Origin of the sequence: Paenibacillus sp. FSL H8-0315, from assembly GCF_038005365.1 — a bacterium.
Lineage (GTDB): Bacteria > Bacillota > Bacilli > Paenibacillales > Paenibacillaceae > Paenibacillus_AQ > Paenibacillus_AQ odorifer.
The window spans coordinates 145,929-159,314 of sequence record NZ_JBBOTA010000001.1 but is presented as its reverse complement, the minus strand read 5'-3'; the positions used below and the strand labels follow the sequence as shown (position 1 = coordinate 159,314).

12 protein-coding genes are annotated in these 13,386 nt (G+C 38.0%); 4 read left to right on the top strand and 8 right to left on the bottom strand.

Annotated features, from left to right (window positions below):
* Window positions 1-248 precede the first annotated feature (248 nt).
* The 5 genes from MHB56_RS00500 to MHB56_RS00480 form a co-directional block, all read right to left on the bottom strand.
* Window positions 249-608, bottom strand: coding sequence for a hypothetical protein (locus MHB56_RS00500; protein WP_341143134.1), 360 nt, complete (start codon window positions 606-608; stop codon window positions 249-251).
* Window positions 609-713: 105 nt separating this feature from the next.
* Window positions 714-1,391: a response regulator transcription factor gene (locus MHB56_RS00495; protein WP_341143133.1), complete on the bottom strand. Its 678-nt coding sequence runs from the start codon at window positions 1,389-1,391 to the stop codon at window positions 714-716.
* A gap of 205 nt (window positions 1,392-1,596) precedes the next feature.
* Window positions 1,597-2,343: a hypothetical protein gene (locus tag MHB56_RS00490; RefSeq protein WP_341143132.1), complete on the bottom strand. Its 747-nt coding sequence runs from the start codon at window positions 2,341-2,343 to the stop codon at window positions 1,597-1,599.
* A gap of 76 nt (window positions 2,344-2,419) precedes the next feature.
* Window positions 2,420-2,722, bottom strand: a complete 303-nt coding sequence (locus MHB56_RS00485; RefSeq protein WP_341143131.1) for a MazG-like family protein — start codon at window positions 2,720-2,722, stop codon at window positions 2,420-2,422.
* A 140-nt stretch (window positions 2,723-2,862) separates the two neighbouring features.
* The gene (locus tag MHB56_RS00480; RefSeq protein ID WP_341143130.1) at window positions 2,863-3,705 is read right to left on the bottom strand and encodes a hypothetical protein; all 843 of its coding nucleotides are present in this window, start codon (window positions 3,703-3,705) and stop codon (window positions 2,863-2,865) included.
* Between the two features lie 3,979 nt (window positions 3,706-7,684).
* Between MHB56_RS00480 and MHB56_RS00475 the strand changes: the two genes are divergently transcribed.
* A complete protein-coding gene (locus MHB56_RS00475; protein WP_305953553.1) occupies window positions 7,685-8,728 on the top strand; it encodes a hypothetical protein in 1,044 nt (347 codons plus the stop codon).
* A 795-nt stretch (window positions 8,729-9,523) separates the two neighbouring features.
* Here the strand turns inward: MHB56_RS00475 and MHB56_RS00470 are convergent.
* Complete coding sequence (locus MHB56_RS00470; RefSeq protein WP_076126604.1) at window positions 9,524-9,970, bottom strand: hypothetical protein; 447 nt, start codon at window positions 9,968-9,970, stop codon at window positions 9,524-9,526.
* Window positions 9,971-10,201: 231 nt separating this feature from the next.
* On the opposite strand from MHB56_RS00470, the gene MHB56_RS00465 reads away from it, so the two are divergent.
* Both MHB56_RS00465 and MHB56_RS00460 read left to right on the top strand, forming a co-directional pair.
* Window positions 10,202-10,522 carry a hypothetical protein gene (locus MHB56_RS00465; RefSeq protein ID WP_341143129.1) on the top strand — a complete coding sequence of 107 codons (321 nt, stop codon included), beginning with the start codon at window positions 10,202-10,204 and terminating at the stop codon, window positions 10,520-10,522.
* 118 nt (window positions 10,523-10,640) lie between these two features.
* Entirely contained in the window at window positions 10,641-10,877 is a 237-nt protein-coding gene (locus tag MHB56_RS00460) for a hypothetical protein (RefSeq protein WP_340919018.1), read from the top strand.
* A gap of 117 nt (window positions 10,878-10,994) precedes the next feature.
* Here MHB56_RS00460 and MHB56_RS00455 read toward each other — a convergent pair whose 3' ends face one another.
* Window positions 10,995-11,228, bottom strand: coding sequence for a transcriptional regulator (locus tag MHB56_RS00455; protein WP_076106729.1), 234 nt, complete (start codon window positions 11,226-11,228; stop codon window positions 10,995-10,997).
* A gap of 407 nt (window positions 11,229-11,635) precedes the next feature.
* Window positions 11,636-12,187, bottom strand: a complete 552-nt coding sequence (locus tag MHB56_RS00450; RefSeq protein ID WP_076184867.1) for a TetR/AcrR family transcriptional regulator — start codon at window positions 12,185-12,187, stop codon at window positions 11,636-11,638.
* Window positions 12,188-12,335: 148 nt separating this feature from the next.
* Here MHB56_RS00450 and MHB56_RS00445 point away from each other — a divergent pair, with 148 nt between their 5' ends.
* Window positions 12,336-13,259, top strand: a complete 924-nt coding sequence (locus tag MHB56_RS00445) for a ketopantoate reductase family protein (protein WP_076184868.1) — start codon at window positions 12,336-12,338, stop codon at window positions 13,257-13,259.
* Window positions 13,260-13,386: the final 127 nt, after the last annotated feature.

Genomic DNA, 13,386 nt, shown 5'->3' with positions numbered 1-13,386 from the left:
GTTCTTTTGAAATTCGTACAAGGCATCACATCCAAGTTAAACATTGAGCGGTAATCACCCTTTGTTTATATGCGCTAATAATCAATCGGTAGCGAAGCCAGATAATCTTCTTCGCTTATTGCACAGTATGTACTAATTTCCCCTTTTTTTGAAAAGATTAGATAATAAAGAGCTTTGCTGCGTTCTATAGATATCCCCAAAAGTCCCGACAACAATTGTAAGTCTCTTTTGAAGAGTACTATTATTATTTAACTAATCACCGGAAAACGAATCTTAACTGTCGTACCACACCCTACCCCGCTGCGTTTGTCTTCCGGGGAAAGCTTAGCAGCATCATAGTTATTCAATTTTTTTAACCAGTCATTTCTCTTATCGTTTAATAGTTCGTAATCGGCATCCGACAGGTCCGTAAGCTTAGTGGGATCCCATCGGATTCCCTCCACATTTTTCACGTCAAAATAAAGCTGTATCTCAGGGTCATCCTTAAGCGTATCTACCACCATCTTCTGAATCAATCCATCGAAACTCTCTGGCTGATGTTGGGTCTGCCCAAACAAACCGCCTGCAATCAGCAATACGAGAAGTACCACAGCTAATAAAATAGTCAATCAGGTGTTCTTAAACATCTGTCTTACAAGGTTCATTCATCAATCTCTCCTTTATAGAGTATAAGAAGAATATATAAGATGAACCTTTGATTTCCCTTTGAAAAACTACTTGTTTATTCTTAGTATGTAGCCCAAACCTCTTACGGTTTGGATATATTGATCGGCATGCCATAAAGACAGCTTCTTTCGAAGATAATGGACATAGAGCTCGACGATGCCAATCCCCGCTTCCGAATCCAGTCCCCAAATTCGGTTATAGATTTGCTCTTTCGTCACGATCTGCTCTTTATTAATGAGCAGGTACTTAAGCAGCTCATATTCCTTTTCTGTTAAAGTCAGCTCTTCTCCTGCGACCGTTATTGCTCGATTTCGAACTTGAATAGCAATCGGGCCGTAGCTAATCTGCTCTTCTTGATTAACCTTGCCATAACGACGCAACAGCACTTTAGCTCTGACAATCAGCTCTGGAATTTCGAATGGCTTCACCACATAATCGTCCGCTCCGATCGTTAACCCCTTTACCCGGTCGTTTAATCCGTCTTTTGCCGTCAGACAAAGAATCGGGGTATCCACTCTTTGCTTCCTCAGCTCTTGGATAAAAGTAAATCCATCAACCTTAGGCAGCATAATATCCAAAATAATTAAATCGAACTCGCCGTACAATGCGTGATGCAAGCCCTCTTCTCCGTTATGACACTCCGTAACCTTATGCCCTTCATCCTGCATAACTCTTGCAATTGTATGCGATATTCCAATATCGTCCTCTACGATCAACAGCTTCATAAGTCCCTCCATGAATGAACAAATATGGGGTTAGACATCACAGTTCCTCCTAAATAGTACCATACTGACTGCCCCGTCAGCTTAAGAACAATGGCATCTTTTAACTTTCTGCAGTAGATGAAATCATATCGGGAATGTAACAAAGTTCGTGTCAACCGTTAAAAAAGAACCCTTAAAGTACTATGGGTTCTTTTTATTAAACTATTTATTTGAAGTATTTGGAATAATTAATTTTGGTCGTCTTCAGGCTGTCCCGCATTATAATAAACCCTTCCAGCTGGAGTTTTGCCTCTGCCAGATAGTAGTTATGTATTTCCTTCAACTCAGCATTATTGGGCTTGAGGTTTTTTAACCCGGATACAAACTTAGTATAGTTGGGCACTACAGTATTGTTTAAAGACAGGAAGAATGTTTTTCTTGTTGAATTGTTTGGGCCTCTATTTTGATGTAACGCAGTTATAGCTTTCTCTTCATTGTTTACTAGCGGCTTCAACTGTTCAGTGTAATCTACCATCTCCTGCATCATGATTTCTTCGTGTGTAAGTTCCTTTACAACTACCGGCTTTGTTGGTTCAGAAATGACTGTATAATCATCCACTACTTGAACAGTGAATACATAAGCTTCAAACTTATCTCCAATATTGACAGTCAAGGTAGCAGTCCCTTTATTAATTGCATGAAGTTCAGATACCCAATTCGTTTTGCGTACTACCTTGACAATATTCTCATCTGAAGAGCTCGGAGTGAAGTCATGGTCCGTAACGTCTGCATCCGTCCAGTCTGTGATGGCTATTTCGTATGACTTCCACTCTCCAACTTTGATCTCAGCAGGCTTGGTCACTTTGACAATGTCGGTAATGTTCCGTGCAGCTGCATGGATACTGCCACCCCCTGATACAACTGCTACTATAATTGCTAGCATTAAAGCATAAATCAAACTCTTTCCTTTCATAATGGCCTTCTCCCCGCTTAATTATAGAATAGTCAAGCATCTGCCAATTTCCCCGTGTTGTGCAAATTTCTTTAAATTACTCTTCTACTTTTGTAAGTACACCATTTCTATTCTCGTATATTCTTTTTTCGTTTTTTTCCATTTTACACATGATCTCTTCTTCCAGGTTAATTCCCAGAAGTTCCGAGAGTCCTATCAAGTAGAGAGCAACATCAGCCAATTCTTCACCCAAATCATCTTTCTTTTTCCGGTAAGCATCGCAGGCTTCTGATAATTCACCATAGATAAAACAAAACTCTTGGAAAACATCCGTTACATTAAATCCTTTCGCAATTTTATTCTGATAAACTCTCTTTTGTAATTGTAATAAATCAATCATTTTATTCTCACCTGTCCTATAAATAATTTTTTTATACATCTCTTCAGTGTATATTTGTAAAGCGTTGTAGTAGGCATAAATTAACTTAAAGTGTTTAATCATCAGACTGCAATAGCAATCCTCAGAGATGCCGGTCAATTTTACTCGATTATAATCCCTTCCTCACCTCTCGTATATTTCAAACCCAGCTTCAATACAATCGCTTTAACTGGGGCATATACGACTCCGCCTTGAACAAGGACATCCTTACTATCTAAATCGACGGTAGCCTGTTTGTTTTTTAAAGAGACAATCACTTGCCTTCCTTCGATACGTATACCTGCACCTATCGTGATTGCCAGGTCTTTGATAGAGCAATACAATAATTCGTTCATGCCCAAAAAAGCAGGCTGGTTGGTATAAACCACCGGTTTATCTTTATATAATATTTTCGAAGGTCGTGCGTAGGTGAAATAATTCTGAAGCGAATTTGAAACAATGACATACTCTCCTGGTGAATCAAAGGCCTTAATATCCTCTTTAGTGATAATCCCTTTTAAAATATCAATATGTACATCTTTGATATATAAAGGTCTGCTGCTTGTGAAAGGAGTATATTCAAGTATAGTATTTGAATGCCATGTGACATCCGATGGATATTGAGTATAAGGAAGTTCGATGTCACGGATTTTTTTCTGTGCAACTGTGTCATATACCGAATATATTGGTTTTTCTTGTGAAGGCCATAATTCACTTACCAAATAGCGGCGATCAGGAGATAAATGTATTGCCCGTACATAGGCATTCTGAGGTGTTATTGCTATTTTTTGTTTCGTTTTTTGATTGGTCATGTATAATCTTTGTTGGCGCTCTAAGATATAATCCCCGAATTGAATTTTCCAACGTTCACCTGAGGTGTCGATTTTTTTTATTTCAGATAAATGCCTTTGCTGATTCATTTCATATATTTTGCCATTCATCCGTATGACCAGATTATCGTTCACTGATACAGTATCATTGCCAAAATAGCAGGCATAAGATCTGGTACAGGAGGAAAGGTCTCGTGTTCCCAGATAGTCACCGGATTTTACAGTAAGATAGGTTGTATTGTCAGTAAAAGAATAGAATTGCAGCTGTTTAGTAGCGGTATTATCTAAAATGTATGTATTGTTACTAGGATGCACAGAGAGCGTGGTACCCGTAATAGTAGTGTCCCAGGTCTCAGAATAAATCGAATTTCCTTCGCTGTCCCAAGTGGGAATAGGATAAAATCTATTCTTATTGATGTGGGCTGCCGTCCTTAGCAGCTTCAACTCTTTATTGGCATAGTCAAAAAAATAAAGTCTTTCTGAGATGTGCTCTGAATCAGCGAAAGGGTGTTTGCCACTGTAGATTCGTTTATTGTTTTGATATAAGCCATAGCCATATACCCGGCCATCAATGACAACTGTTCGGTTGTCTATACTTTATCATTTGTCCTTATTCCCAGTGTACTTATAAGTATGATCATCGCCATTATACTTTTTAACACTAATGCAAATTTACTATTCATAACGCTAGTCCCCTTACTATTGATGAAGTTAAATCTTATATATTTGCAACTTTAACATCAATATTTAAGGGTGTTTGTGCAAAAAGTCGCATAAATAATTGTGGAACCGTTACACTCCTATAGAATTAGAGTGATGATCAAGCGATATAGGGTGTTATAGGTATAAAACAATTAACTTCGGAAGTGATTAACGGAGTGGTTCACATTGTTGCAGCTGAGATCTGCGCCATGCATCTTATAGCGGATGCTACACTGTCCCTCAAAGAATAACATTCACATTTCTAAATAATATTTTCTATGAAAGTACGATCGAAGTAACGGAGCAGTTAAATAAAGAATTTAAATTGCCTCATGCTTCCCAAAGAATGATATTTTTGGAACAAAAATATTTTTAGGCAATCAGCTCATTTATATATGGATAAGGTCTGATGGTGTATAATTACTTATTGATTATTATACGTTCATTAAAGAGTGAGTACTGATACTCCGATAAGATCAGTACATGATTATGTATTTTAATGGTTTTCAAATCGGCAATAGTACCAAGTCCTTGTCCTTCGACATTGTCGCACAAGAACTTGGTCCCATTGCCGAAAGTTCCTCCTTCTAATGAAACAGCAACCGGTCAAAGAACGGTTGCTGTTTCAGTCGTTAACTACAAATATTTTTTGATTTTGAATTTATCTGTCATGTTTTTTTATAAACGAATCCATGTACTCCTTAGGTCACTTATACTTTTTAAAGTCTGAATCAGCACTATTCTATTTCTTGTATAAAACATCCACTTTAATTTTTGTCATTGATTCTACTAGCTTAAAAGCAATTTTGAATTTAGATTTTGTTAACTCAAGAACTTCTATCCATCTAATATTAGATTTTTGCGTTAACCTTGACTCTGAATAATTTAAACAGTTGCAGAAAAATAGTATAGAGAAACTCGCAACCACTGATCGTGAATCCATAATAGAATATTTTTACTAATCCCCTTCTCCTTGTTCTGTCTAATTATAGATTGGAGTATTCTTTCACTTAACTTTGAATTGCACTGGTCATCATTTCAAAACCTGAACTTCCTCCATTTAAAGCTGCATCATTACTTCTTGTACTTATACTATAAAAATGATCTTTCTCTAAAAGATACTTCCTCCATATAATTCAACTTGAAATGTTATTTCAATCACAGGGCTAAGGTATATTTTATAAAAATTGGATAATAGATCATACGTATTGTCTCTCCCCTTAATATACTGTCTTATCTTGTGTAAGGAGGTAAGTTCAATGTCATGTAAATGCAGAAAAACAACCAAAAGTAAAACAGTTCGCCTAAAAAAAATCAATCTTTCTGAAATTAGAGTCCCAAGAAAAAGAAAGGTTCGATCTACAGAACTGAGTGAGACTTTTGATTTTTCAGGAAATTGTGGTCAGCTCTTGATTTTAGCTAGAACTAATGGACTTTCTGCTGAGTTTAACACAATTCGTAACGTAGGAAATTGTGCATTCACACTACTCGCGGTAGATCGTAATGGAAATGTAATTCAAAATTCGGAGTACACGCTACAACCAGGCAATGTACTAGCTAGGTATGTTTTTGGTCCTAACGCATTTCCTCCACATCAGATTTTATTCCGTTGTCAATCTGGTACAGGTGGAAGATGTATACTAAGGACTTCTTTTTGTTAAGGTGAGTTACGTATAATCTAGACTAAAACTACGAGGTGATAACATATGTCATGTAATTGTTCTAAGAAAGTTAAGAGAATTACAAGTACTCGTACAAATGGTAAACGAAAACGAGCTCCCATTACTCGCGCACCAAAGTTATCCAGAGTTAGATCGACTATAAGTGAAAATACAGTGGACCTGATAGGTGCTTGTGGTGGAAACTTCACTCTTGTGAAAAGATTTGGGGGGCCTGCACCAAAATTAAAAGCCATTTCAAATATTGGTAGCTGTACATTTACACTGGTTGCAGATGATGGAAGGTTTATTATTCCTGGATCAGAGATCTCTTTAAATCCTGGTGGCACGCTAGCGACTTATCAAGTTCCTGCCACTGCACAAACTGTATCTTTTAGATGCTCTGGTTCAGGAGGAACTTGTCGTCTTCGAATGACACCGTGCTAATTCAAGTGATTTAATTTTATTAATGGCAGATTAAAGGAGAGTCACAAATATTCACGCTTAACTTGCTAAGTAGTAACAACAATAACATTTACCTCATCTAGAAAGAGGTCACTTAAAAAGTCCTACGCCCCTCAAAAGAGACAATTTCTCATTTTTATGAGGAATGTCTCTTTTTTTTCTTTTTTAAAGTATCCAATTAAAGGCTGGTGGTTTTGATGCTCCCTGAGCAGCAGAGTTTCTATATTGAGCCCGTTTGCAAAGCTTAACCATATTTTGATTCCTAACGATCACCTGCTGCGTCAAATGAACGAATTATTTTAGCTTTGTATATTAAGAATTGAACAAAACTATTGCCACGATAACGGGCGAACCGTAGTTGATCCGGTGCGGATGTTTAAATATCTGCTGCTCAAATCCAATTTTGGCTTATCGGAAATGGAACTGGTGGGACCTACTATTTGCTTAAGGGCTACAGGTGGGCTAGGTTTGATGATTACGAATCAAATGTATATTTAACAAATATTCTTTACTTATTTCGAACACTTGACTCTTGATCCTAAAACCTAAACCAGTTGTATCAAACTCCACAATTACATAATCGAGATCTAATACATAACATTCTTTATACTCATGTTCCGATGACTGAAATATTTTTTTGAAATCTTTATTATATGGGGCTTAAAATAGTTGATTAAAACAACTTCAGCAACAGCAATATTTTATTTATCAGATTTTTGTAGAAATCGAGTATATATCTTTTCGATTCAACAAAATCATGGATGTAAATTTCCAAGATGTCAGCCAAATATCGATATCCCAACTTCTTTCACTATATATCTTCTGTACAGTTTCATGATGGTGGTTTAAATGATCGAAAACATTACGTGTACGTAGTGCCTCGTACCAAAAGTAAGACCAATATGCTGAAATATTGACTTCACAAGATGTAATCAGGCATCCTTTCCACTCTAACCCCTTATTTTATTCCCTTTTCCGTGCCTTAGGCATCCTCGTCTCCAGCATTCAAGCTTTGCATCGGTTCGGCCTCTCTTGACGTATATGAAGGTTTTTTCAGTTAAATGGCCGGCTATTAGCACGTTTAGAACTATGTCGCTCATATAAGCAGTATTTCGACAAATCGCTCACAGCTTAAATTAAAGAGGAGATAATGGCTGGACAGATATAACTGTCGTCAATCTTTATTAACCAATTTCACCATTATCACATAAATGCAATGATTAGTGCCCATTCCTTTTGTGCGCATGGTTAATATACTATCTTATTCTAATGAGATTAGGTGATGAATAGTGGCCTCTTTTGCTGAAGCTCTTGTGATCAAGAATAACATTTCGAAAACAGTACTTAAGAACCGGAGAATTCATGGGATCGGAGTCGGATACTATGATCCCAAACATCCTAAAAAGGGCGCAGCCGTGATCCTCTATGCTAATGCGGTCAGCAGCACGACGCTAGGCTTTGGTTCGAAGCTCTCCTCACAAATTAGAGGCAAGACTGTAAAAGTCCCGATACGAGTAGTGAAAACCCAAAAAATCCGCAGCAACGCAAGTTACATGGACCGGATTCGTCCGGTAATCGCAGGATACAGTATCGGTACCACAGGCGGATCAGGAACCGTAGGCTTAATTGTAAGCAGGGGCAATCAACAGTATTTATTCAGCAATAACCATGTGCTCACCAACCCGACCAACTCCCGCAATCGCGCAGAAACACTGCAGCCCGGCGGATCGGATGAAAGCAGGACACCAAGGAACCGTGTCGGGTATTTATCGCAGTTTATTACCCTGACTACCAGCGGTTCAAACCGGGTTGATGCAGCCTTGTCCCGTCCGCTAAGCAACAGCATTGTCAGCCCACAGTATGCAACGATAGGCACTATTCCCGGTCATGTCACCTCCTACCGTGTAGGCGAACGCTTCAAAAAAGTAGGACGGACATCTGGACTGACCAGAGGAAAAGTAGATTCGGTAAATACGGATGTACAAGTAGATTATGGTTCGGATATCGGCGTGCTTACCTTCCTCAATCAATCAATTATTCTGAGCAATACACCTATATCACTTCCCGGCGACTCGGGCTCAGTCTGGCTGAGAAGTTCAGATAACTATGCGGCCGCTGTAAATTATGCCGGAACAACGGATGGAAAGACTTCGGTTGCCTTTCCCATCGATTGGGCATTAAGTGCACTCCGAGTCCGTGTGGCACGTCCAGCGGGTCAGAGTGCGGGCCGAATCAAGATAGTCGATACGCATAACGGCAATGCTGCCTATACCCGGCGCCTCACAGCGAAAGAACTATCCAGGCTTAAGATAATCCAAGCAAAGTCGAGATAAGAACATGCCCGCGTAACGACATCTTCCTGTCACGTTCAATAAGTTGGATGAACGTTACGTAAAGTCATTTTTTTTTTTTTTTTTTTTTTCATAAGATAGATTATCCTACGAAAAAGTAGGCGAGCACCAAATGACAATAAATCTCAATCGCTTAGAAGCAAAGCCAAACGTAAAGGCAAGGTACTGTTCCTTTTACACGGGACAGTATCTTTTCATTTTTTCTGATTGAGCCATTTATTCCTTATATTACAGAACCATTAAACGCGTATTGTACTCATCCAACACTTCCACTCGTGTTGGTGGCACTCACAAATTTTTGTCGGATTCGATGAGATCAATTTTTATAATTTCACACTAACGCTTATAAATGGAACAAATAGTAGATCTAAGTTGAGAAACACTTTGGCATCAAAAAAGGAGCCCCCAAATTCAAATTTGATAAACCATGCATAAAAAAGTTACCCGAAAAAGTGAGTGAGTTAGGTAAGGTGATTAAACCGTCACTTGGCTAATAAAAGATGAATTCAAAGGCCGGGAAAAGAGTATAAAATGCGAACTCTGATAATACAACCTAGAGGACTAGAAATCAAAACAAGCAACCTACATAAAAATCAACTGTAGGTTGCTTGTTTTTTTATATGAAATAACTTGATTTACGAGAATACATATTATCACTAGCCGAAATCTTTAATGGAGTTTGAAGCTAGAAACTAACATCACATGTTACTACTTTCTCTTTTTGTAATCAGTGGTTAAATCGAAGTGTTACTCCCTCTAAAGATATTGATGACAACATTAATTCTTAGGAATATGAACAGGTACCCAGTACGTATCATAGCCTCTATAATACTGATAGGGGCCTTCAGCGCGCCAGCAAGCCGGATGCCAAGGTGCTGAAGAACACCATACGGGCTTAGGTTGTGTAACAGGAGGTGGCGGTGGGGTAACAGGCAATACTGGACCGATATATTGCAACCCAACTATATCTTGGTTACTTACTTGAGTAAAACTCATTGTACCATCGGGATTGATAATATTCATTGAGATTGTACCTGATCCAATATCAGCTCCAGGTGCTGGCACCGTGAAACTTACAAGTTGCCAAGTTACTAATCCAAACCCAGGAATTGAAGATTTATAGTAGTGCCCCACTCTACCTTGTGTAATTTGGTCACTAATAACTTGAGGAGCTATAAAGGGAAATACTGTAGTTCCATCTGGTGTAGTTAAATTTCTAGACAAGTTTATCATCCTTTCGACTTTTAAATTATAGAATTAGTTATATGCCCATATACATATTTCGGTAACAAAAACGATGGGAGTTCACTCAAATTACACAATTAATTGAGGCTCAAAATCAAATTTTGCGGTTGAAAATTAAAACGGAGTAAAACCGAGGATAGAAATGGAAAAACATCTGCAAATCTTGTAATGTTGTAAGTCCAACCAAACAACACGAAAAGGCTATGACAGATGCCCATCCAGTATATTAACGAACTGCTTGGATTACCAGAACTACAACATCATAGCGTTGTCTCGATCCATGAAACAGAAGTACATTTGGAAGCCTCACTGGTAGCCTACAAACAGGCCTGTCCTCTATGCCACTCCGAAGAAGTTATAAAGCGAGATGGCCGTAATACGTCGAGCAAGATTCGTCATTTCAGCATCTTTGGTAAAAAGTGTTTTTTGCACACTTGGCCTGTTCGCGGTGCAATATTGGTTTTGTTTGGTCTTATTCGTGTGTTGGCTCCAAGGAACAATACAGTCTTGTTTTTCGTTTGCAGTCCGTAAACTAGGCACTGGTCTCCACGGCAACACATCGTGCCAGAATGCAAGAAGCTCCGGCAGAGAGCCATCATTTGCTCAAGCAAGCATGGCATCAAGCGAAAGACCAGGCGGAACTGATACTTTGCAATTAAAAAGGAACACACTTACAACACCGGTATTCACGATATTCGAGGCGAAACCAAACTCGACCTGCTTTTGGGAAGAAAGCTGGATGCGCTACACGCGTATGCCGAGCAGCATCATGGATTTTAAATTCTTCAATCCCAAGGCTGTCGTCATGGATCTGGCTCAAGCTGTTCCTCCAATTGTGATTCTCGTCATCCTCATCATGAGTAATCTAAACTGCCCGTTATTTTAACAAAGGCAGCCGATCTTTTGACCGGCTGCCTTCTTATTTTGATAGAGTTATCGTTTCCCATTATCTTAGCTTAATGGATCACATTCGTAGTCTTAATGCAACCTACCACTTATTCCATTAATCTCCCTTTACTTCATTATCATTCGGAATTAATTCATACAAGGCACGAACATCACAACCGATGGAATCGGCGATCGATATGGCAATTTTGAGTGGCATCACTCTTTTGTTTTCAATAAAGTCGTAAACTCGTTCCGGTTTAAAAAGCAAGTCTTTTGCCAGCCATTCCGCTGACTTCCCGGATTCCATCAATCGTTCATTCAGTAAGCAACGTCCTAGTTCAAATTTCAAGAAGTGATGACCTCCCGCATAAGATAATACTTAACCTTAAGCGTTGTCCATTGCCAGCATGAATATACTTCATAAAGGGTCCTATAACGATGAAGTTCCCCATGTTTCCCGTTAGTTCAATCTGTGGTTTTCCTATTTTTAGCCCAATTTTCCTGTTCACAATTGAGATTAATGATGCATAATAGCACTGTGTAGAAAATCTGCTAAATCCTCATTGCTATATTGATTAAGATGTTCATATCTCTCACTCCGTACATATATAAGCAATAACGCCCCATCTCGTGGTCTATAACATCGTCCACCTTAAGAGTAAGTTAGGTCAGTTTTTATGGAGTATATTGTGTAAACAAGCTTATGCGCGCTTTTTTATTGTTATAGAACATATGGATTTGGTTTGAATGACAGACTCATTCTTTAAAATAAGGCGTAATCCCTCTTGAATATAGGTTCTCCACTAACTTGAAAAATTCTTCTGACGATAAATCCTTTTGACGCTGGAGCCAAAGACGAAACAAAGAAAGAGCAGTTGTCAGGTAAAACTCAATGAAGTATGGCGTTAAGGATTGGTTTTGCGGAACGTTTAATTCTAATTGATCCAAAGTGATTTCTTTTTTTAAGCGTTTTAAAAAACGGGCACTTCCATAATCACCCAAAAGGGCATTAAGAACCAGGAGATGTTCTTTTTTGTCCAGACAATTGAGCGTATCTTGAACCGTATCCTTCGATAGCTCTTTATTCGCCAATTCTTTTTTCATGTCATTCAATAAGTCATTTTCAACAGAGTCTAACAATTCGTAAATGTCAGTAAAGTATTGATAAAAGGTGCTGCGGTTATATCCTGACTTATTCGAAATTTCCTGAATCGAAATTTTCTCAATCGGCTTTTGGCTATACAACTCACAAAAAACTTCTACAAATTTTTGTCTCGTTTTCTCCGTTATTTGGGGTTGCTTTTTCATGTTTCCCTCCTACTAGTGAATAAGAATATCATCCGACAAATCATAAAAAACTGATGGTTGATCAAGGAATAATGAAGATTTATAATCACATCATACAACATGTTGTCGGATAATCAAAAGGAAATATTAACAAGTAGGGGTGGTTTATATGTCAGCAAAACAAGATAGAATTTTAATTTTTGGTGCAGGTGTCATCGGGAGCATGTACGCAATAAAGCTTATTGAAGCAGGGTTTGACGTTAGCCTGTTTGCACATTCGAATAGATATACATCATTAAGAGAAAATGGCCTGCAGTATATAGAAAAAGGTACAGTTAGATCGATACAAGTGAATGTCATGGATACGCTCGAAAATGACGATGTATACGATTTTATTTTCGTTACTGTTCGTTATGATCGGTCCGAATCAGCATTGTTAGCGCTAAAAGATAATCAAAGCAAAAATATAGTTACGATGATTAGTAATTCAATTGGATTTTCTTCGTGGCTGGATATCGTAGGGGATAGACTTCTACCAGCTTTTCCCGGCTTCGGTGGACAGATTAAAGATGGAGTATTACATGCGCGATTTCTACCAAAGTTTATAGCGGCAACTGCATTTGGAGAAATTAATGGTGCAGTGACAGAACGTATAGAAAACCTCGCAAAACTATTTAAAACAGCAAAGCTTCCCTACGTTATTAAAAAGGATATGCAAGCGTATCTAATCACACATTCCGTATCAGATATTGCCATGTTGAGTTTTTTGCATTCTGAGAATAAGATTATTGACAAAAAAACAGCCAGAACCAGAAAGACGGCACGCAAAATAACAGTCACTTTAAAAGCGTATCTTAGGGAAATACAAAAAGCGGGTGTTTTAATTGATCCTCCAATGCTTAAAATGGTGCTTAAATTTCCAAACTTATTTTTGGATCTTTTCTTTATGACATGGCTACGAACTAAGATGGTTAGGGATATGATGTTGCCGGATTATGCGAATAATGCTAACAATGAGATTGTACAGCTGAGTAATGATTTAATGAAATTTTTAAGTCAACATGATATCAAATCGGAAATACATGTTCAGTAATTTTTTGTTAAAATAGTATGGTATTTTTTAATTTATTTTCATTAAATCCTTCAATCAGGCATTAATCTGAATATGAAAATCTAAATATATAGTTTTTTCGTAGCATCCTTGAATAAACTAACGGGAA